This is a genomic window from Dactylosporangium sp. NPDC000244 (genome assembly GCF_040300725.1).
Lineage (GTDB): Bacteria > Actinomycetota > Actinomycetes > Mycobacteriales > Micromonosporaceae > Dactylosporangium.
Genome location: NZ_JBEPEH010000025.1, coordinates 43,743 through 63,040, shown reverse-complemented (window position 1 = coordinate 63,040; position 19,298 = coordinate 43,743). Strand labels below are relative to the sequence as shown.

Here is a 19,298-nt window from a genome sequence, read left to right as displayed (position 1 = left end):
AACGGTCCGGAGCGAAGCGGAGGGGCCGTGAACCAGAGGCACAGCTTGACGATCGCGCTGGCGCCGGAGCTTGCGGAGGCGTCAGCGCGAACGGTCCGGAGCGAAGCGGAGGGGCCGTGAACCAGAGGCACAGCTTGACGATCGCGCTGGCGCCGGAGCTTGCGGAGGCGGCGGCGTGATCGAGTTCTTTTCGCGGAATCGCGGGCCCATCAGTCTGCTCATCGGCGGGCTGGGGCTGTTCATTCTCGCGCTCGTGCTGGCCTCGCGCGCGGTCCGGCGCGCCGGGGGCTGGAAGGCCGTGCTGCGGCAGGGGCGGCGCGAGATCGCGCTCACCGGTGCGGCGCTCGTCCGGCCGGTCCGGGTCTGGCTGCGGTACCGCCGAAACCTCCGCCGCCTGACCAGAGCCCTTGCCGACCCCTCGGCCCGCGACACCGTCCGGCGGGCGCTGGAGGCCGCGGCCACCGGCCCGGCCCAGCCCTACGCCGTGCTCGTCGGCCCGGCGGCCGCGGGCGTCCTGCTCGCCGGCCGCGACCCGGGCACTCCCCCGCCGCCGTTCACCGCCGACGAGCACGACCCGCGGCTGTGGTGGGCCGACCTCGCCGACCTCGCCACGCTGGACGGCGAGGGGGCGGGTGAGCCGGTCGCCCTCGGCATCGCCCGGCGCGACCTCGTCGCCTACCTCGACCTGCACACCGGCCCGCCCCTGACCGCCGGCGCCGGCGACCCCCGCACGGCCCGGGCCCTGATCCAGGCGATGGCCGCCCAGCTCGACCGCGCCCGGCCGGGCCGGGTCCAGGTCACCGCCGGCGTCCATCCGCGCTTCCCGGGCGCCGGCCCCACCCCGGACACGATGTTCGTCGTGTGCCCGGAGCCGCCGGACGAGCCCGCCGGCCGGGGCGTGCGCGTGCTGGCCGTCAAGGGCGCCCACGGCCACGCCCGGCTCATCACCACCGAGCGCGGCGGCCGCGTCCGCATCGCCGGTGTGCCCCTCGACGTCGACACGGCGGCCCTGCCCAAGGCCGTCGCCCGCCTGCTGCGCGCGGCGCCCCCGTCCCCGCCCTCGGTGCTGCCCCCGGTGCTGCCGCCGGCGGTGTCGCTGGTGGAGCGGCCCGGCGAGTTCGCGGAGTTCGCGGAGGAGCCCGCCGCGGTCACCGGCGTGTCCGCGCACCAGCCGGCCGCGGCGGTCACCGGGGTGTCCGCGCATCAACCGACCACAGTGGACGAGTTCGCCGAGCCCGCGTTCGACGACGCGGCCGTCGGGCGGCGCTCCGGGGGAACCGCATGAAGCTCATGCTCACCGCGTACGACGCCGACGAGCGCGCCGCCCGCGACCACGTCGTCGAGGTGCCCGACGGCGCCACGGTGCGGGGCCTCGCCGAGGCCGTCGAGGGCCCGGTCGCCGCGGCCGGTCGCCGTGTCTTCCTCGACCGCGAGCGCCTGGAGCCCGAGGCCCCCGTGCGCGGCAGCGGCATCCGCCCGGGCAGCACCATCGGCCTGGGCGCCCCGGCCCCGGCCGCGACCGGCGGGCGCACCGACCTGACCCGCGGCGGCCCGCGGCTCGCCGAGGTCCACCTCGTCTCCGGGCCGGGCGCGGGCGCGACCTGGCTGCTCGGCGCGGGAAGCCACGAGATCGGCGCGGGCGAGCGGTGCGCGATCCGCGTCGAGGGCCCGGACGCCCCGCCCGGCGGGCTGTGGGTGACCGTCTCGCCGGACGGCACGGCGAACTGGCACATGAGCCGGCTCGACGACGGCGTGCGGCCCGCCGACGTGACCCCGCCGCCGGACCCGCACCCGGTCACCGGCCTGCCCACGGCCCAGCGCCGCGGCCGCGGCGGGCCGGGCGGGCGCTGGGCCGACGGCGCCGACCTGTGCGTGGGGCCGGCCCTGCTGCGGCTGAGCGCGCCGGTGGAGCCCGACGCGGCCGTGACCGCCTCGGCCGACGGCTTCGGGCTGGACTACAACCGGCCGCCGCGCATCGCCCCGCACCTGGACGCCGAGCGCGTCCGGCTGCCGGTCCCGCCGGGCCGCACGCCCCGCCAGCCGTTCCCGATGCTGCTCCTGCTCGCCCCGATCGTGCTGGGCCTGGTGCTCGTCGGCGTCTTCCACTCGTACTTCTACCTCGTCTTCATCCTGTTCACGCCGGTCATGGCGATCACGAACTGGATGGTCGGCCGGCGCACGAACCGCAAGCAGCACCAGGAGCAGCAGCAGCGGTACGCCGAACGGATGCGCAGCCTCGCGGTCGAGATCGACGCGGCCGTGCGCCGGGAGCGGGAGGTGCGCTGCGTCACCGGCCCCGACCCGGCGACGATCGGGCTCATCGCGACCGGCCCCGGCGCCCGGCTCTGGGAGCGGCGCCGCCGCGACCCGGACCACCTGCTGCTGCGGCTCGGCACCGTGGACGTGCCGTCGGTGAAGGAGATCGACGACCCGGCCCGCGACGAGAACCACCGCACGGTGCGCTGGACGATCCGGGACGTGCCCGTCGGGCTGGAGCTGCCGGAGTGCGGGGTCCTCGGCGTGGTCGGCGCGACCGAGCCGGTGCAGGCGCTCACCCGCTGGTTCGTGGCCCAGTCCGCGGTGCTGCACAGCCCGCGCGACCTGCGCATGGTCGTGCTCACCAGCCCGGAGCGGGCCGAGGGCTGGGGCTGGGTACGGTGGCTGCCGCACCTGCGCCCCGGTGGCGTGCACGGTCCCCACGCGGCCATCGGCAACGACCCGGAGAGCATCGCCAACCGCGTCGCCGAGCTCGTCGCCCAGGTGCAGGCCCGGCAGCGGGTGCTCGGCTCGTCCATGGGCCGGGCCATGTTCACCGACCCGGACCTGCTCGTCGTCGTGGACGGCGCGCGGGCGCTGCGCGACGTGCCCGGCATGGTGCAGATCCTCGCCGACGGTCCCCGGGTGCGGATCTTCAGCGTCTGCCTCGACGAGCAGGAGCGGCTGCTGCCGGAGGAGTGCGGGGCGGTCGTGGTCGCGGAGGCCGACACGCTGACGCTGCGGCGCACCGGTACGGCACCGCTCAAGGACATCCGCGCGGACCTCGTGCCCGTCGCCTGGTGCGACCGGCTGGCCCGGGCCCTGGCGCCGCTGCGGGACGTGAGCCCCGAGCACGACGCCGGGCTGCCGCGCGAGGTACGGCTGCTGAACCTGCTCGACCAGGAGCCCCCGAACCCGGAGGCGCTGCTGGAGCGCTGGCGGCGCCGGCCCGCGTCGACGACGTTCGTGCTCGGCAGCGGCTACGACGGCCCGCTCAGCCTCGACCTGGTCCGCGACGGCCCGCACGGCCTGGTCGCGGGCACCACCGGCTCCGGCAAGTCGGAGCTGCTGCAGTCGTTCGTCGCCTCGCTCGCCGCGACCAACCGGCCCGACGAGCTCACCTTCGTGCTCGTGGACTACAAGGGCGGCAGCGCCTTCCGGGAGTGCGCGCAGCTGCCGCACACGCTGGGCATGGTGACCGACCTCGACGCGCACCTGGTGCAGCGGGCGATGGACTCCCTCGGCGCCGAGCTGCGCCGCCGCGAGCGGATCCTGGCCGCGGCCGAGGCGAAGGACCTGCCCGCCTACCGGGCCAAGCGTGCCGCCGACCCGTCCCTGGCGCGGCTGCCGCGGCTGCTGCTCATCATCGACGAGTTCGCGACCCTGGTGCGGGAGCTGCCGGACTTCGTGCCGGGGCTGATCAGCATCGCGCAGCGGGGCCGGTCGCTGGGCATCCACCTGATCCTGGCCACCCAGCGCCCGGCCGGCGCGGTGACCCCGGACATCAAGGCCAACACCAACCTGCGCATCGCGCTGCGGGTGACCGACACGGTGGAGAGCCAGGACATCATCGACACCGGCGAGGCCGTGCACATCTCGCCGGGGACGCCGGGCCGGGCGCTCATCCGCGCCGGGCACCGCAGCGCCGTGCCGTTCCAGGCGGCCTGGGTCGGCGCCGAGCGGCCCGGCCTGCTCGACGAGGCGCCGGTGCCCAAGCACGAGCCCGTCCGCACCGCGGAACTGTCCTGGCAGCGGCTGGGCCGGCCGGTCGAGCTGGTCGCCGAGGACGTCGACCCGCTGCTGCCCGGGCCGGTCGTCCCGACGGACCTGCAGGCCCTGGTCGAGGCGATCCGCGCGGCCGCCGAGGGGCTCGAGGACTTCGTCGCCCAGCCGAGCCCGTGGCTGCCCGCGCTCGAGGACGCGGTGCTGCTGGAGGAGCTGCCGGCGGTACCGACGCCGAAAGACCGGCACGCGAGCGTCCCCGCGCCCATCCCCTATGCGCTGGAGGACGTGCCCGCGCTGCAGCAGCGGCGCGTGGCCACGGTCGACCTGGCCACCTTCGGGCACCTCTACGTCGTCGGCGCGCCCCGCTCGGGCCGCACCCAGGTCCTGCGCACCATCGCGGCCTCGGCGGCGCGCAAGGCGGCGGTCGCGGACGTGCACATGTACGGCATCGACGCCGCCGGCGGCGGCCTCGCGGCCCTGGAGACGCTCCCGCACTGCGGCGCCGTGGTGTCCCGGCACGACATGGAGCGCCTGGAGCGGCTCCTGCGCCGGCTCGGCCGCGAGCTGACCGAGCGCCAGGAGCGCAGCGCCAACGCCAACGCGGCCGGGATCGTCGAGCTGCGCCGGCGCCTGCCCGAGGCCGAGCGGCCCGCGCACATCCTGCTCTTCGTCGACGGCTGGGACGCCCTGGCCCCGATCCTCGACGAGCACGACCAGGGCCGCCTGCTCACCGACATCACCCGGCTCGTGCGCGAGGGCGCCGCGGCCGGCATCCACGTCATTGCGACCTCGGAGCGGGCCCTGCTCGGCGGCCGCCTGGCCGCGCACAACGACCACAAGCTGCTGCTGCGCCAGGCCGACCGCAACGACTACCAGCTCGTCGGCATCCTGCCCAGCAAGGTGCCCGGCACGATCGTGTCCGGCCGCGGCTGGCACGTGCTGAGCCGCACCGAGACCCAGGTGGCCCTGCTCGATGCCGACGACAGCGGCCAGGCCCAGGCCGAGGCCATCCGCCGCATCGGCGCCCGGCTGCCCGCCACCACCCCGGGGGCGCGCCCGTTCCCGGTCGCGGCGCTGCCGGGACGGGTCGACTTCACCGGCGCGTACGAGCTCGTCCCCGACGCCCAGCGCCGCCCGATGCAGGCCCTGCTCGGCGTCGGCGGCGACGAGGGCGGCGCGGTCGTGGTGGACCTGACGGCGACGTCGGCGTTCTTCGTCGGCGGCCCGGCCGGCTCGGGCCGCAGCAACGCGCTGGCCGCGATCGCCGTGTCGCTGCTGACCGGCGGCACCGGCCTCGTGGTGCTGACCCCGCGCGACTCGCCGCTGCGGGCCCTGGGCCGCCAGCCGCGGGTGCGCCTGTTCGACGATCCGGACCCGGCGGCCGACGCGGTCGCCGCGGCCCTGGACGAGCTCGGCGGCCCGGTCGTCGTCCTGGTCGACGACGCCGACCTGCTCACCGCGCCCGCCGCGGACAAGGTGCTGCGGGACGTGGCCGCGGGCGGGCGCGACCGGGGCCGCGCGGTGGTCTACGCGGGCGCGGCCGACGCGCTGTCGATCGCGCTCGGCAGCTGGCTGACCGCGGCCCGCCGCTCGCGGCGCGGCCTGCTGCTGACCCCGCGCTCGATCACCGAGGGCGACGCGATCGGGGCGCGGCTGGTGAGCAGCCAGGTGCGCATGGCCGCCCCGCCGGGCCGCGGCTTCACCGGCGGCCCGGGCGGCGCCGCCATCGCGGTGCAGATCCCACTGACCATGCTCCGCGAGGACTGAGCACCGGAATCGCTCTGCGGGGCGCGTTTCATCGCCCACTCAACTTCAACGGTTCGCCAACGTTGTAGCCTCTAAACGCACAACGAAGAGGGGAGGCATGATGAGCGCCGAAGCCGTGGGTGCGGGGATGCCGACCCATGTGACGCTGGACGACCTCGCCGCGATGGCTGCCGCTGACGAAAATCACCGTTACGAGCTGAGCCCAGAGGGAGTCCTGTCCGTCATGCCGCCAGCGGATCCCGATCACGCACTGCTCGTGTCCCGGATGTTCGCCTGGTTCCTCGCCAACGGCTACGGTCCGGAGCAGGTGGTCACCGACTGCGGCATCGACGTCGGCGGTGGCAGGGTCCCCGACATCACCGTATGGGCGAAGGATCTGCCGCCGCGCGCGGCTCGGTCGAGCTACGCCGGCACCGTCGGGCTGCTCCTCGCGGTCGAGGTCGTGTCCCGGGGTTCCGAGGTCGTCGACCGGATCATCAAGAAGACCGAGTACGCCAAGGCCGGCATCCCGCAGTACTGGTTCGTCGAACGTGACAGCACCACGTCGGTGCACCGGCACGTCCTCAACCCCAATACCGCCGAGTACGAACAGGTCCCCGGCGGCGCCCAGCCCCTCGCTTGGCTGCTGAGCACCGCACCGGACATCTCCTGAGCGGTCAGGCGCGGGTGCGGTAGGGGCGGAAGAATTCGCGCAGTTCCCGGGCGTAGGACTCGGGCTGCTCGAACGGCGCGAAGTGGCCGCCGCGGGGCGGTTCGGTCGCGTAGGTCACGTTCGCGATGCGGTCCAGCCAGGCGCGGGGTGGGCGGACGAGGTCGCCCGGGAAGAGGGAGAAGCCCGACGGCACCTCGACCCGGCGGGCGTGCTGCCCGGGCGGGATGGCGCCGTTCACGCCGTACATCCGCATAGCCGACCCGATCGTGCCGGTCAGCCAGTAGATGGTCACGTTGGTGAGGATCTCGTCCTTGGTGTAGACGCTCTCGAGGTCGCCGCCGCAGTCGCTCCAGGAGCGCAGCTTCTCCACGATCCAGGCGGCGAGCCCGGCCGGGGAGTCGTTGAGCCCGGCGGCCGCCGTCTGCGGCTTGGTGCGGTGCATGGCCGCGTAGGCGCCCTCGGCCGCGCCCCAGGCCGCGGCGGAGTCGAGGAACGCGCGCTCCTCGGGCGCCAGCTCGGCCCGGTCGCCGGTGAAGACGGGCAGGCCCGCGTCCATCCGGTGCACGGCGACGACCCGCTCGGGGTGGTCGAGCGCGAGATACCGGCTCACCCCGCTGCCGATGTCGCCGCCCGCCGCGCCGAAGCGCTCGTAGCCGAGCGCGCTCATGAGCTCGGCCCAGAGTCCCGCGACCGCGATCGTGTCCGGCGGGGTGCCCGTGGGCCGGTCGGAGTAGCCGTAGCCGGGCATGTCCGGCACGATCACGTCGAACGCGTCGGCCGGGTCCGCCCCGTGGGCGCCCGGGTCGACCAGCAGCGGGATCACCTTGGTGTACCGCCAGAAGGAGTCCGGCCACCCGTGGCACAGCAGCAGCGGGAGCGCGTCGCGCCGGTCGGCCGCGCGGGCGTGCACCACGTGGATACCGCGGCCGCCGACGGTGGCCCGGAAGCGGGGCAGCCGGTTGAGCGCGGCCTCCTGCGCGGGCCAGTCGAAGCCGTCGGCCCAGTACTCGACGAGCTCGCGCAGGTACGCGACGTCGACGCCCAGCCCCCAGCCGGCGTCCTCGGGCGCGTCCGGCCAGCGGGTGGCCCGCAGCCGGGCGCGGAGGTCCTGCAGCGCCTCGGCCGAGGCGCGCGGGGTGAACGGTTCGACCATGCCACAAAACCTACTCGACCCGAGACTCTGAGCCCGTTTTGAGGTTGTTCGGGCAGACTCCAACTCGCATCATTCGGACATATGCCATGGAGAGCCCGTGACGTCTGCATTTCGGTTCTGGCGCTCCCCCGAGGGCCAGCCCGCCTGGGCACGGCCCGCCCTGCTGGCGGTGGCCGCCCTCGCCGCGGTGCTCTACGCCTGGCGCATCCGTGACAGCGGGTTCGCGCTGTTCTACTCGGTCGCGGCCAAGAGCATGTCGGTGAGCTGGAAGGCGTTCTTCTACGGCGCCCTGGACCCGGGCGCGACCGTCACCATCGACAAGCTGGCCGGTTCCTTCGCGCCACAGGCGATCTCGGCGCGGATCTTCGGCTACCACGCCTGGTCGCTGACCCTCCCGCAGGTCGTGGAGGGTGTGATCGCGGTGCTGGTGATGTACCGCATCGGGCGCCGCCTCGCCGGCCCGGCGGCCGGGCTGCTCGCCGCGGGACTGTTCGGGCTCACCCCCGTCGTCGCCTCGATGTTCGGTCACCCGATGGAGGACGGGCTGCTCACCATGGCCCTGGTGCTCGCGGCCGACGCGTTCCAGCGGGCCCTGCTGGAGGGGCGGCTGCGCTCGCTGCTGTTGTCGGGCGTGTGGATCGGCGTCGGCTTCCAGGCCAAGATGATGCAGGCGTGGATGGTGCTGCCCGCGATGGCGCTGACCTACCTGGTCGCCGCGCCCGGCCCGTGGCGCCGCCGGCTCGGCCACCTCGGCGCGGCCGGGGTGGTGATGCTGGCCGCGTCACTGTCCTGGGTGGCGCTCTACGAGCTCACCCCGGACGCGTGGCGCCCCTACGTCGACGGCAGCACGAACAACAGCGCTCTCGCGATGGTGTTCGGGTACAACGGCTTCGACCGCTTCGGCCTGCACGTGCCGGGCGCCGTCGAGTCGATGTTCACCGGCGCCGGACCCGGCGGCGCGAACGCCGGCGGCCCGGGCGGCGGGTTCGAGCCGCCGGCCGGGCGGGGCATGGGCGGGGAGGAGGGGCTCGCCAAGCTCTTCGGGCAGCGGTACGGCACCCAGATCGGCTCGCTCTACCCGCTCGCCATGCTCGGACTGGTCGCCGGGATCGTCGCCCGCGGCCGGGCCCCGCGCACCGATCCCGAGCGTGCCGGCCTGCTGTTCTGGGGCCTGTGGCTCGTCACGGTGGCCGCGGTGTTCAGCGCCATCATGGTCCCGCACACCGCGTACATGGCCTCGCTCGCGCCGCCCCTGGCCGCGTTGTCGGCGTCGGCCCTGGTCCGCGGGTGGCGCGGCCTGCGCGACCGGCCGGCGGCGGGAGCGGCACAGCCGGAGTCCGCCGCGGCGCCGCCCGGGTGGCGGGGGCGCGCCGCGGCGGGGCTGCTCCCGGTGCTCGTCGTGGCCGAGGTGGTGTGGGCGGTGTACCTCAGCCTCCGCTTCCCCGACTTCCTGCCCTGGCTGCCGTGGGCGATCGCGGCCGCCGCGCTCCTCGCCCTGCCGGTGCTGGTCGCCGCGGCCGTGCCGCGGGCGCCCCGGCCGCGCCGGGCCGTGCTGCGCGCCGCGATGGTGCTGGCGATCGCCGCGACGGTGGCCGCCCCGAGCGCCTGGGCCGCGTCGGTCTTGCACCCGCACTACGGCGGCAGCGCGTTCGACGCCTCGGCCGGCCCGGTCGGCGCCGGCTTCGGCGACCGGCGCGGCGCCGGACCACCCGAGGGCCTGCCGGGCGCACCGGGCGGCGGCTTCCCCGGCGGCGAGCCGCCCGACGTCCGGCGGATGGTCGCGCGGGGCGGGCCCGGGGGCGGCTTCGGTGGCGGCCCGTTCGGGGAGACGAGCGAGACCCTCACGGCCGACCAGCGCCGCCTCGACGACTACCTGGTCGCCCACCGCGACGGCGCGCGGTACCTGGCCGCCGCCACCTCGTGGAGCGCGGCCGCCCCGTACATCATGGCGACCGGCCGGCCCTATCTGCCGATGGGCGGCTTCAGCGGCAGCGTCCCGAGCCCGACCCTCGCCGGGGTCCAGCGGCTCGTCGCGCGCGGCGAGCTGCACTACGTGCTGCTGTCCGGGGCCGGCGAGGGGAGGTTCGGGTTCCGGCCCGGCCGGACGGGCGGCACGACGACCGCGATCGCGGACTGGGTGCGCGCGGACTGCGCCGCGGTCCCGGACGACGTCGGCGTCGGCGACCAGGAGCTGTACCGCTGCGGATGACCGGCCCCTCAGGCCGGGCGCCAGCCGTCGGCAAGGATGCCGAAGACGACCTCGACGGCCGCCTCCGGGTCGGGGCGGCCGCGGGTGATGGCCGGGATCTGCAGCATGAACCGGGCGAGGGCCGCGCTGGCCACGTCGCCGGGCGGCGCGCCGCACGCGTCGGCGATGGCGGCGGCCAGGCTGTCCGTGTGCCGGGACCACATGCGCTCGGCGTAGTCCCGCAGCGCCGGCGTCGAGTCCACGAGGGCAGTGAAGCCGGCCAGCCGCGGGTCGTCGGCCAGCGGCAGCCAGTGGTCGCGCGCGTATCCGCGCAGCGCCTCGATCACGTCCGTCCCGGCGGGCCGGTCGCGGACCGCGGCGACGAGCCGGGCCTCGCGGTCCTCGTCCATGTCGAACACCAGCGCTTCCTTGCTCGGGAAGTGCTTGAACAGCGTGGTGGTCGAGACGTCCGCGGCGTCGGCGATGTCGCGGATGCTCACCTGGTCGTAGCCGTGCTCCAGGAACAGTCGCAGGGCCGCGTCGGCGATGGACTGCCGGGTCGCGGCTTTCTTGCGTTCGCGCCGTCCGGGCGGGGCTTCGGTCATACGCTGATCGTACCCGAGGGTGGCATCAGACACTAAGTTGACTCGTTGCACTTTTGAACTCAGTCTGCTTTTCTGGAGCCATGCGAGTCATGCGAGTCATGCGGAACGTGAACGTCCGGTGGGTCCTGCTCGGCGTGATGCTGGCGATGCTGCTGGCCATGCTCGACAACATGGTCGTGGGCACCGCGATGCCCACGATCGTCGGCGACCTCGGCGGGCTCGCCCACATCTCCTGGGTCGTGACGGCGTACACGCTCACCACCGCGATCTCCACGCCCGTCTGGGGCAAGCTCGGCGACCTCTACGGCCGCAAGCACGTGTTCCTGGCCGCGATCGCGATCTTCCTGGCCGGCTCGGGCCTCGCCGGCGCCGCGCACTCGATGGGGCAGCTCATCGGGTTCCGCGCGTTGCAGGGGATCGGGGCCGGCGGGCTCGGCGCCGGGGCCTTCGCGCTCATCGGGGCGCTCGTGCCGCCGCGGGAGCGGGGGCGCTTCCAGGGCATGACCGCCTCGGTGATGGCGATCGGCACGATCGGCGGCCCGCTGCTGGGCGGCCTGGTCACCGAGCACCTCGGCTGGCGCTGGGCCTTCTACCTCAACCTGCCGCTCGGCGTGCTCGCCCTGGTGTGGTGCGCGGTGCTGCTGCACGTGCCGGTCACGCGCGTGAAGGCCCGCATCGACTGGCCCGGCATCACCCTGCTCACCGTGGCCATCGGCAGCCTCGTGCTCGCCGCGACCTGGGCCGGGGGCACGTACTCCTGGGGCTCGTGGCCGATCCTGGCGCTCGCGGCCGGCTGCGCCCTGGCCACCGCCGCGTTCGTGGTGTCCCAGCGCCGGGCGGCCGAGCCGGTGCTGCCGCCGCGGGTGTTCACCGGGCACCGCAACTTCCCGCTGGCCCTCGTGATCGTCACCGCGGCCGGGGTCGTGATGTTCGGGTGCTCGCTGTACCTGCCGCTGTTCCAGCAGTCCGTCCAGCACGCCTCCGCGGCGAACTCGGGCCTGCTGCTGCTGCCGCTGATGATCCCGGTCGTCGTGGTGTCGCAGATCGCGGGGCGGTACATGACGCGCACCGGGCGGTACAAACTCTTTCCCTTGCTCGGCGCGGGGTTCCTGATCGCGGGCACGGGCCTGCTGGCCACCATGACCGAGCACACCTCGCGGGCCACGACCGGCGTCTTCATGGCGCTGATCGGCGCCGGCCTCGGCTGCACCATGCAGATGGCGACCACGATCGCCCAGAACAGCGTCGAGCCGCGGGACCTCGGGGCCGCCTCGGCCGCCACGAACCTGTTCCGCACGCTCGGCGGCTCCGTCGGCGTGGCCGTCTTCGGCACCCTGTTCACCAACGCGGTCGCCGGGCACGTCGCCGACCCGGACGGCATCGCCACCGGCGTCCGGCACATCTTCCTCGTCACGCTCTTCGTGTGCGCCGCCGGCCTCATCGCCGCCGCGTGCATCGAGGAGGTCCCGCTTCGCAGCGTCCAGAACGGAGCCAAGTCATGGCCAGCATCACGATCATCGGCGCCGGCCCCGGCGGCCTCACCTGCGCCCGCATCCTCCAGCGCCACGGAGTCCCGGTGACGGTCTACGACCGCGACCCGAGCCCCGACGCCCGCAACCAGGGCGGCACCCTCGACCTGCGCGCCGAGGACGGCCAGCTCGCCCTGCGCGAGGCCGGCCTGCACGAGGAGTTCCTGAGGCTCGCCCGGCCGGAGGGGCAGGAGATGCGCCAGTACGGCGCCCGGGGCGAACTGCTCTTCCACGCCGTCCCCGAGGCCGGCGAGCTGGTCAAGCCCGAGATCGACCGCGGCCAGCTGCGCGACCTGCTCCTGGACTCCCTCGAGCCCGGCACCGTGCGGTGGGGGCGGGCGCTGGAGTCCGTCGGCGGCTCCGGCGAGCTCCGCTTCGCCGACGGCACGACCGTCGAGACCGATCTCGTCGTCGGGGCCGACGGCGCCTTCTCCCGGGTGCGGCCCGCCGTTTCGGATGCGGTACCGCAGTACAGCGGCGTCAGCTTCCGGGAGGCCTGGTTCTCCGAGGTCGAGCAGCGCCACCCCGACCTCGTCGAGCTCGTCGGCGGGGGCAGCGCGGCCGCGGCCGACGGCGACCGGGGCCTGTTCGCCCAGCGCAACAGCGGCGGGCACATCCGGGTGTACGTCATCCAGCGCGCGCCCGTCGACTGGATCGCCGCGAGCGGCCTGACGATCGCCGACACCGAGGGCATCCGGGCCCGGCTGCTGGAGTCCTACGCGGCCTGGTCGCCGCGGCTGCGGCGGATACTGACCGACAACGACGGGCCGTACGTGGACCGCCCGATCTTCGCCCTGCCCGTCCCGCACACGTGGACGCACAACCCGGCCGTGACCCTGCTCGGCGACGCGGCCCACGCCATGCCGCCGCTCGGCGTCGGCGTCAACCTGGCCATGCTCGACGGCTGCGAGCTGGCCCTGGCGCTCGCGCACCACGCGAGCGTCGGCGAGGCCGTCCGCGCCTACGAGGCGACGATGCTCCCGCGCTCGGCGCAGATGCAGAAGATGACCGAGGGCGGCGCCGAGTTCCTGCTCTCGGCCGAGGTACCGGACTTCGGCTACGGCGAGCAGTCGTGACCCGGAGCCGCCCCCGTCGCGGCGTCGGCCGCCGGCTCAGCTGCCGGCGGAGCGGATCTTCCCGGCCATGTCCGTGTCCATCTCCTCCATCGAGGTGCGGATGTCGCGGAACTGCTTCGCGAAGTCGTTGATGCCCTTCATCGCCGCGAGCAGCGACGTGTTGAACTTCTCGTAGGACTCCTTCATCGCCGGGCTGGACTGCTGGAACACCAGGCCGTCCTCGAGCAGGTTCGACACGTCGCTGCGCAGCGACTCCAGCATCGGCAGGATGTCGCGGACCGCGCCGTCGAGGCGGGTCGACGTCGCCTCGATCTTCTCGTAGTCGAGGGAGATGTTGGGCATTGCTCGGCTCCAATTCCGGTCAGTACATCGGCGTCGGGTAGTAGGTGTCGTCCTCGGGACTGGTCTTGCTGGTCTCGTCCCACTTCGCGTAGCGGTCGGGGCGCGAGTACTCGGTCACGGTGCCGTCCGGCTCGCTGACGGTCATCGTGCCGCCGCCGTTCTGGTTCAGCGTGATCACGGTGTGCGTGGTCTTGCCGTCCTGGTCGGTGGTGTCGGTCGTCGACGAGCCGTTGTCGCCGGTCGTGGTCACCGAGTGCGTCTTGCTGCCGTCGCTGAAGACGGTGTCCGTGGTGTAGTTCTTGCCGCCGTCGCTGTACGTGGTCGTGGAGGTGTACTTCTGGTCGCCGTTGACGACCGTCGTCTCCTCCTTGATGACGTTGTTGTTCTCGTCCAGCGTCAGGTGCGTGTGCACGGACCCGGTCGCGGTGTTGATCGTCATGTCGGTGGGCGGCGGGCCGGGGTCGGTCGCCGAGCAGAAGTCCGGCATCTTGCCGTCGGGCCCGGGAACGCAGTCGCCGCGATGGCCCTGCAGGTAGTCCCACTCGGCCTTCTTGTCCTTCCACCGGTCCAGGTCGAGGGTGGAGCCCATCATGCCCATGCCGTCGGCGATCTGGGCGTCGACGTCGAAGTAGCCGTCCGCGACGGCCCCGAAGATGTCCCCGAGCTCGCGCAGGTCGTCCTCGGCCTTGCTCATCGGGTGCTGGGCGCGGCGGTACAGGCTGCGGAAGCTCTCGGCGAGCGTCTCGTTGCCGAAGACGCTGTCGCTGTCGCCGTACTCGATGCTGCCCACCTGCGAGAAGACGGTGTCCCCGAGCCGCGGCCCGATCCGGTCGGCCAGGTCGTGGAGGTCCTTGCGGGCCTGGTGCAGCAGTCCGTAGTCGATCGCGAAGTCGGGCACGGCACTCTCCTGACCGGTCCCCCGCCGACCGGGGTCCCGCCACGACCACGTGCGAACCCCGCTCGCGGTTCACCGCCCGCCCGCTCCGCCCCGGTCCGGGCGGGGCCGCGCTCGGTAAACTGCCGCGGGTGGGGAAGGGGATCACGCGGGAGAAGATCGTCACGGCCGCACTCGCCGTGCTGGACGACGGCGGCATCGACGCGGTGACGGTGCGCGCGGTGGCCGCCCGGCTGGACGTCAAGGCGCCCGCGCTCTACTTCCACGTGCGCAACAAGCAGGAGCTCCTCGACGAGATGGGCACCGAGATCCACCGCCGCGTCGTCGAGGCGCTCACCGGCCGGACCGGCGCCCCCCACTGGCACGACGACCTGGCCGCCTACGCGCGGGCACTGCGGGCGGAGTACCTGGCGCACCGCGACGGGGCCCGGGCCTTCAGCGGCACCCTGATCACCGACGCGGACGTGCTCAAGGCCCAGGAGCCCTGGCTGCGGCGCTGGTCGGCCGCCGGCGTGCCGGTGACCGACGCCGCCGACGCGTTCGAGATGGTCACCGCCTTCGTGGTCGGCTTCGTCATCGAGGAGCAGGAGCGGCTCCAGTCGTCGCGGACCGACCCCGAGCGCTACTCCGTGCCGCAGCGCGACCAGCGGCTCGGCGCCGAGGTTCCGCTGGTCGTCGCGGCCGGGCACGCCCGCCGCGACCACGCGGCACGCTTCGAACGGCAGCTCGGCGTCCTGATCGCCGGGATCGGCGCGCGGCTGGGCGGCGGTCCGGTCTCGTCTTCCGCCTGATCCGCACTTGACCGCTTAACTAAGTTAAACCACACTGGGCCGGTCACTACTTAACTTAGTTAAGAGGCCCACGCATGACGCCAGAGGATCTGACGCTGACGATGTCCTCCACCCTGGACGTGCTCGTCGTCGGGGCCGGTCCCGCCGGCCTCACCCTGGCCTGCGACCTTCGGCGCCGCGGTGTCGAGTGCCGCGTCATCAGCGCCGCGCCCGGCGGCTTCGAGGGATCGCGGGCCAAGGGCCTGCAGCCGCGAACCCTCGAGGTCCTCGACGACCTGGGCGTGCTGCCCGCGCTCGCGCCGCAGGCCGCCCCGTACCCGCCGCTCGGCCTGCACCTGGGCCCGCTGACGATCCCGGTCGCCATGTACCGGCGACGGCGGCCGGCCCCGGACGTCCCGCACCCCGACACGCTGCTCGTGCCGCAATACAGCACCGACGCCGCGCTGCGCGGTCGCCTCGGCGAGCTCGGCGGCCGGGTCGAGTTCGCCACCACGCTCGGCGCCGCGCTGAGGACCGTCTCGATCCCCCGCCCGCCGGCGCGGCTCAGGCGCACGTACGGCATCCGCGGCCCGGCCCAGATCCTCGTCCGGCCCGACGGGTACGTCGCCGCGGTCGCCCACGGGGGCTGGCGGGACGCGCTCGCCGAGTCCGCCGCCCGCATGGCGCCGCCCGGGCCGTGATTTCCCGGGCGCGGGCGTGAACCGGAGCGGCCCCTCGATCGTGGTCGAGGCGAGGCCGGACAACCCGGGGGCTCATGCGAAGGAGGCGAGGCCGTGGCTCGCCCGACCGACTGGGACAAGGTCGGCCTCGGATCGGACCCGACGCCGGGCGACCCGGGCCGCATCGACGAGGTCATCGCGTCCATCCGCGACCTCGGGCAGGTCGCGCGCGACGTCGACGACGGGCTGGCCGCGGTGCTCGAGACCGCCGGGCCCAACGCGTTCGTCGGGCAGACCGCCGACGCGCTGCGGGAGAAGATCTCGGACCGGCTCCGCGGGTTCGTGCAGAGCCTCGCCGAGGCGTTCGAGTGGTCGGTGACGGCGCTCACGACGTACAACTCGACCCTGCGCGATCAGCAGTGGCGCGCCGACAACGCGCTCAGCCAGGCGCGCAACCTCGCCGAGGACGACCCGAGCCGGCAGGGGTTCACCGACACCGCCAAGAACGCGGGCACCGCCGTGTCCGACGCCGCGACCACCGCCTCGAACAAGATCGTCGACGCCTACGAGCACATCAAGCAGCCCGTCTCCGGCTGCGAGGAGTTCTGGGAGATCTTCAAGTGGCTCGCGATCGCGCTGATCCTGCCCGCGCTCGTGTTCGGCGGGCCGATCGCGCTCGTCGCGCTCGGCGTGAACATGGTGCTGTTCATCAAGACGGCGGTCGACTTCGCGCAGGGTAAGGCCTCGGCGCTGGAGTTCTTCCTGTCGGCGCTGGGCATCCTGGCCCCGACCACACGGGCGGTGCCGATCTTCCAGCTCATCAAGACCGGCGCGCAGCTGGCCTGGAACGGGCTCAAGGCCGGCGCGTTCGCGGTGTTCAAGTTCTTCGGCAACACCTTCAAGGGCATCATCTCGCACCCGTTCGTGCTGTTCCCGGGCCTGCACGACATGGTCGCGCTGAGCGGCAGCTGGGTGAAGGGCGCCGGGCTGTGGGTGCAGGCCGGGATCAAGGACCTGCCCTCGTTCATGGCCACGACCCTGGGCAAGGGCGGCCTGATCGTCGTCAACGGCGTCAAGGGCATCGGCAACGTCGTGGCGGGGATCCCCGGGTTCCTGGCCAAGTTCGGCAGCTCGACGTGGACGTTCCTGCAGCGCGAGTTCGGCGGCAACAAGTGGCTGCGGCTGTTCCTGCCGGCCGAGGCCGACGAGCTGCACCTGGGCGTGTGGCAGGCGACGAAGCTCGCGGTGTGGGACCGCGGCGTGCTCGGCAAGCACATCTTCGGGCTGCCGAAGCCGCACCCGGTGCTGCCCGAGCGCGGGGTCGACATCCCGTCGATCAAGCTCGCCGAGGTGCGGGCCGGCGACCTGGCCGTGCCGCCGCGCCTGCAGATGCCGAAGCTCACCGACTTCGGCGGGCTCGGCCACCTCGGCATGAACCCGCCGAGCATGCACATCCCGACCTCGTTCGGCGACTCGCTGCACTTCAGCGGGGACGCGGTGCGCAACCTCGACGCGCTGCTGCTCTCGCCGATGGACACGATCTCGAAGGTGCGGGTCGAGGCCTGGGCCGAGCGGGCGGTGAACCCGGTCCTGGCGAACGTGGACCACATCACCGGGATTTCCTCGGCGGTACACCTGCAGCCCCCGGCGGTCGCCCACCTGGCCGGCGGCACCGCGATCTCCAGCACGGTCCACGCCCTCGACCTGCCCGGCCTGCACCTCACCCCGCCGGCCCACACCGCCGGCACGAGCACCCTGCACGCGCTGGACCTCCCGGGCCTGCACCTCAACGCCACGGCCAACGGCGCGACCACCCTGCACGCCCTCGACCTGCCCAGCGTGCACGTCAACCAGCTCGTCAACGGCGCGAACCACCTCAACCCGCCGCACCTGCAGACCCCGCACCTGGAAGTGCCGGGCCTGGGCAACGTCGGCGCCCTGCACACGGGCGCCGTCCCGCCGGCCCCGGTGCACGCGATCGACGCCCTCGGCTCCGCCGCGGTCTCCCCGCCGCCCCTGCACCTCATGAACGGCGCCCCGACGTCGGCCCTCAACGGCGCCGGCGGCCGCATCGCCGACCACACCAGCCTGGCCATCAACGCCCAGCACGTGTCCATGGACCTCGGCTCGGTGACCCGCCACCTCGACACCCCGGCGGTCCACGTGGAGACCCCCGCGGTCAACGCGATCGTCACACCGCCGGCGGTGACCCACGTGGCCTCGACGGCGCCGCCCGCACCGGTCACCCACCTGGCGACGACGACCCCGCCGGCTCCCGTCACCCACCTGGTCAACGCGCCGACGATCACCCACACGGTCGACACCACGGCCCACATCGCGGCGACTCCCCCGCCGGTCCACGTCAACCTGGCCCCCGTCGAGCACACGCCGGCGGTCCAGGCTCCGGCCGTGCACACGGCGAACACCGTCTCCACCATCCGCACGGCCGACGTGGCCACCGTCCACGCCGGCAACGTCAGTCCCACACACGTGGCCGGGGCGCCGAAGGTGGACGACCTCGTCGTGGCCGCGCCCGTCACCGCCGGCCCGAAGACCGCGGAACGCACCCCCACCGTCGTCAACCCCGCCCACAACGCCGGCGCCGACGTCCAGACCGGCGCCACCCTCGACCCGATCGGCGCGACCGCCGTCGCCGGCCTGGTGCAGACCCAGCTCGGCGGGCGCCTCGCGCGGGCCGAGACCGGCCTGGACAACGCGATCCACTCGGCGGGCAGCCCCGGCAAGACGGTCAGCCTGCCGGGCGGCGGCCTCGAGGGAGCCTGGCGCCGCGACAGCGACCGCATCGGCGAGCTGTTCGGCGGCGCCGACGACCCGCTGCGGGCGAAGAAGATCGAGACCTGGGCGGCGTACACCCGCGCGCGCAACGAGCTCGGCCGGGTCGAGCAGACCTGGAACGACATCATGGACCGCCCCGGCGGCTCCTCCCGCGGCCCGACGGCGGTCGAGGTGCGGGCCGAGCGCACGTACGCGGCCGCCATCACCCGCGTCGACCGGATCGCCCGCGACCTGAAGACCCTCGGCATCGACCCGGTGACGATGGACCTGCGCATCGCGGAGATCACCGCGGAGTCGGTCAAGGCCCGGCCCCGCCTGCTCGGCGGCGGCCAGCCGTTCTCCAAGATGGCCCCGGAGCCGTTCGACCCGCACGTGCCGCTGCGCGACGTGCACGGCTCGGCGTCGGACCTGCGCATCGAGATCCACACGGTCGGCAACGTCGAGTCGCTGCGGGTCGTCGACGCCGGCGGGGTGGGGCGGCCGGAGTACGTGGCGGTCGCCCACGGCGACGGGGGCTTCCAGGTCACCGACATGATCCGGGGCGAGGAGTTCCGCCGGTTCGACGACGTCGGCAACCTGCTCGCGACCGGCCGCCCGGTCCAGGGCCACGCCGGCTGGTCGCACGTCACCCCGACGGGCGCCCAGCCGCACCTGGAGGTCCCGGCCGGCTTCCAGGCGAACCCGCACGCGGGCGGCTTCCAGGTCGACAACCTCACCAACGCGGGCCACTTCGAGCGGTTCGACATCAACGGCACCCTCACCCACACGGGCCGCCCGGTCCAGGGCCACGCCGGCTGGTCGCACGTCACCCCGACGGGCGCCCAGCCGCACCTGGAGGTCCCGGCCGGCTTCCAGGCGAACCCG

13 protein-coding genes are annotated in these 19,298 nt (G+C 74.2%); 9 read left to right on the top strand and 4 right to left on the bottom strand.

The window, feature by feature from the left end:
- Window positions 1-175: 175 nt before the first annotated feature.
- The 3 genes from ABT369_RS32765 to ABT369_RS32755 all read left to right on the top strand — a co-directional run bounded on the left by ABT369_RS32765 (window position 176) and on the right by ABT369_RS32755 (window position 6,400).
- Complete coding sequence (locus ABT369_RS32765; RefSeq protein ID WP_350617791.1) at window positions 176-1,285, top strand: hypothetical protein; 1,110 nt, start codon at window positions 176-178, stop codon at window positions 1,283-1,285.
- The gene (locus ABT369_RS32760; protein ID WP_350617790.1) at window positions 1,282-5,748 is read left to right on the top strand and encodes an FtsK/SpoIIIE domain-containing protein; all 4,467 of its coding nucleotides are present in this window, start codon (window positions 1,282-1,284) and stop codon (window positions 5,746-5,748) included. The genes ABT369_RS32765 and ABT369_RS32760 overlap by 4 nt, the downstream gene beginning before the upstream one ends.
- A gap of 100 nt (window positions 5,749-5,848) precedes the next feature.
- Window positions 5,849-6,400 carry a Uma2 family endonuclease gene (locus ABT369_RS32755; protein ID WP_350617789.1) on the top strand — a complete coding sequence of 184 codons (552 nt, stop codon included), beginning with the start codon at window positions 5,849-5,851 and terminating at the stop codon, window positions 6,398-6,400.
- A 4-nt stretch (window positions 6,401-6,404) separates the two neighbouring features.
- Here the strand turns inward: ABT369_RS32755 and ABT369_RS32750 are convergent, their stop codons facing one another.
- The gene (locus ABT369_RS32750) at window positions 6,405-7,553 is read right to left on the bottom strand and encodes an epoxide hydrolase family protein (protein ID WP_350617788.1); all 1,149 of its coding nucleotides are present in this window, start codon (window positions 7,551-7,553) and stop codon (window positions 6,405-6,407) included.
- Window positions 7,554-7,650: 97 nt separating this feature from the next.
- On the opposite strand from ABT369_RS32750, the gene ABT369_RS32745 reads away from it, so the two are divergent.
- Complete coding sequence (locus ABT369_RS32745) at window positions 7,651-9,762, top strand: ArnT family glycosyltransferase (protein ID WP_350617787.1); 2,112 nt, start codon at window positions 7,651-7,653, stop codon at window positions 9,760-9,762.
- 8 nt (window positions 9,763-9,770) lie between these two features.
- On the opposite strand, the gene ABT369_RS32740 is transcribed toward ABT369_RS32745, so the two are convergent.
- Window positions 9,771-10,346: a TetR/AcrR family transcriptional regulator gene (locus ABT369_RS32740; protein WP_350617786.1), complete on the bottom strand. Its 576-nt coding sequence runs from the start codon at window positions 10,344-10,346 to the stop codon at window positions 9,771-9,773.
- Between the two features lie 89 nt (window positions 10,347-10,435).
- On the opposite strand from ABT369_RS32740, the gene ABT369_RS32735 reads away from it, so the two are divergent.
- Together ABT369_RS32735 and ABT369_RS32730 are read left to right on the top strand one after the other, a co-directional pair.
- Complete coding sequence (locus ABT369_RS32735) at window positions 10,436-11,926, top strand: MDR family MFS transporter (protein WP_350617785.1); 1,491 nt, start codon at window positions 10,436-10,438, stop codon at window positions 11,924-11,926.
- Window positions 11,845-12,951 carry an FAD-dependent oxidoreductase gene (locus tag ABT369_RS32730; RefSeq protein ID WP_350617784.1) on the top strand — a complete coding sequence of 369 codons (1,107 nt, stop codon included), beginning with the start codon at window positions 11,845-11,847 and terminating at the stop codon, window positions 12,949-12,951. The genes ABT369_RS32735 and ABT369_RS32730 overlap by 82 nt, the downstream gene beginning before the upstream one ends.
- 36 nt (window positions 12,952-12,987) lie before the next feature.
- Here the strand turns inward: ABT369_RS32730 and ABT369_RS32725 are convergent, their stop codons facing one another.
- Window positions 12,988-13,293, bottom strand: a complete 306-nt coding sequence (locus tag ABT369_RS32725; RefSeq protein ID WP_350617783.1) for a WXG100 family type VII secretion target — start codon at window positions 13,291-13,293, stop codon at window positions 12,988-12,990.
- A 19-nt stretch (window positions 13,294-13,312) separates the two neighbouring features.
- Window positions 13,313-14,191, bottom strand: coding sequence for a hypothetical protein (locus ABT369_RS32720; RefSeq protein WP_350617782.1), 879 nt, complete (start codon window positions 14,189-14,191; stop codon window positions 13,313-13,315).
- A 128-nt stretch (window positions 14,192-14,319) separates the two neighbouring features.
- Between ABT369_RS32720 and ABT369_RS32715 the strand changes: the two genes are divergently transcribed.
- The 3 genes from ABT369_RS32715 to ABT369_RS32705 form a co-directional block, all read left to right on the top strand.
- On the top strand, window positions 14,320-14,979 hold the full coding sequence (locus ABT369_RS32715) for a TetR/AcrR family transcriptional regulator C-terminal domain-containing protein (RefSeq protein ID WP_350617781.1): 660 nt from the start codon (window positions 14,320-14,322) through the stop codon (window positions 14,977-14,979).
- A 74-nt stretch (window positions 14,980-15,053) separates the two neighbouring features.
- Window positions 15,054-15,659, top strand: coding sequence for an FAD-dependent monooxygenase (locus ABT369_RS32710; protein ID WP_350617780.1), 606 nt, complete (start codon window positions 15,054-15,056; stop codon window positions 15,657-15,659).
- Window positions 15,660-15,752: 93 nt separating this feature from the next.
- A partial coding sequence (locus ABT369_RS32705; RefSeq protein ID WP_350617779.1) for a putative T7SS-secreted protein occupies window positions 15,753-19,298 on the top strand: 3,546 nt, incomplete at its 3' end.

What these genes read in the sequence shown, in the direction of transcription:
- ABT369_RS32740 (WP_350617786.1), bottom strand. Translation starts at nt 10,346, where the DNA reads ATGACCGAAGCCCCGCCCGGACGGCGCGAACGCAAGAAAGCCGCGACC.
- ABT369_RS32730 (WP_350617784.1), top strand. Translation starts at nt 11,845, where the DNA reads ATGGCCAGCATCACGATCATCGGCGCCGGCCCCGGCGGCCTCACCTGC.
- ABT369_RS32760 (WP_350617790.1), top strand. Translation starts at nt 1,282, where the DNA reads ATGAAGCTCATGCTCACCGCGTACGACGCCGACGAGCGCGCCGCCCGC.
- ABT369_RS32755 (WP_350617789.1), top strand. Translation starts at nt 5,849, where the DNA reads ATGAGCGCCGAAGCCGTGGGTGCGGGGATGCCGACCCATGTGACGCTG.
- ABT369_RS32710 (WP_350617780.1), top strand. Translation starts at nt 15,054, where the DNA reads ATGACGCCAGAGGATCTGACGCTGACGATGTCCTCCACCCTGGACGTG.
- ABT369_RS32750 (WP_350617788.1), bottom strand. Translation starts at nt 7,553, where the DNA reads ATGGTCGAACCGTTCACCCCGCGCGCCTCGGCCGAGGCGCTGCAGGAC.
- ABT369_RS32725 (WP_350617783.1), bottom strand. Translation starts at nt 13,293, where the DNA reads ATGCCCAACATCTCCCTCGACTACGAGAAGATCGAGGCGACGTCGACC.
- ABT369_RS32735 (WP_350617785.1), top strand. Translation starts at nt 10,436, where the DNA reads ATGCGAGTCATGCGGAACGTGAACGTCCGGTGGGTCCTGCTCGGCGTG.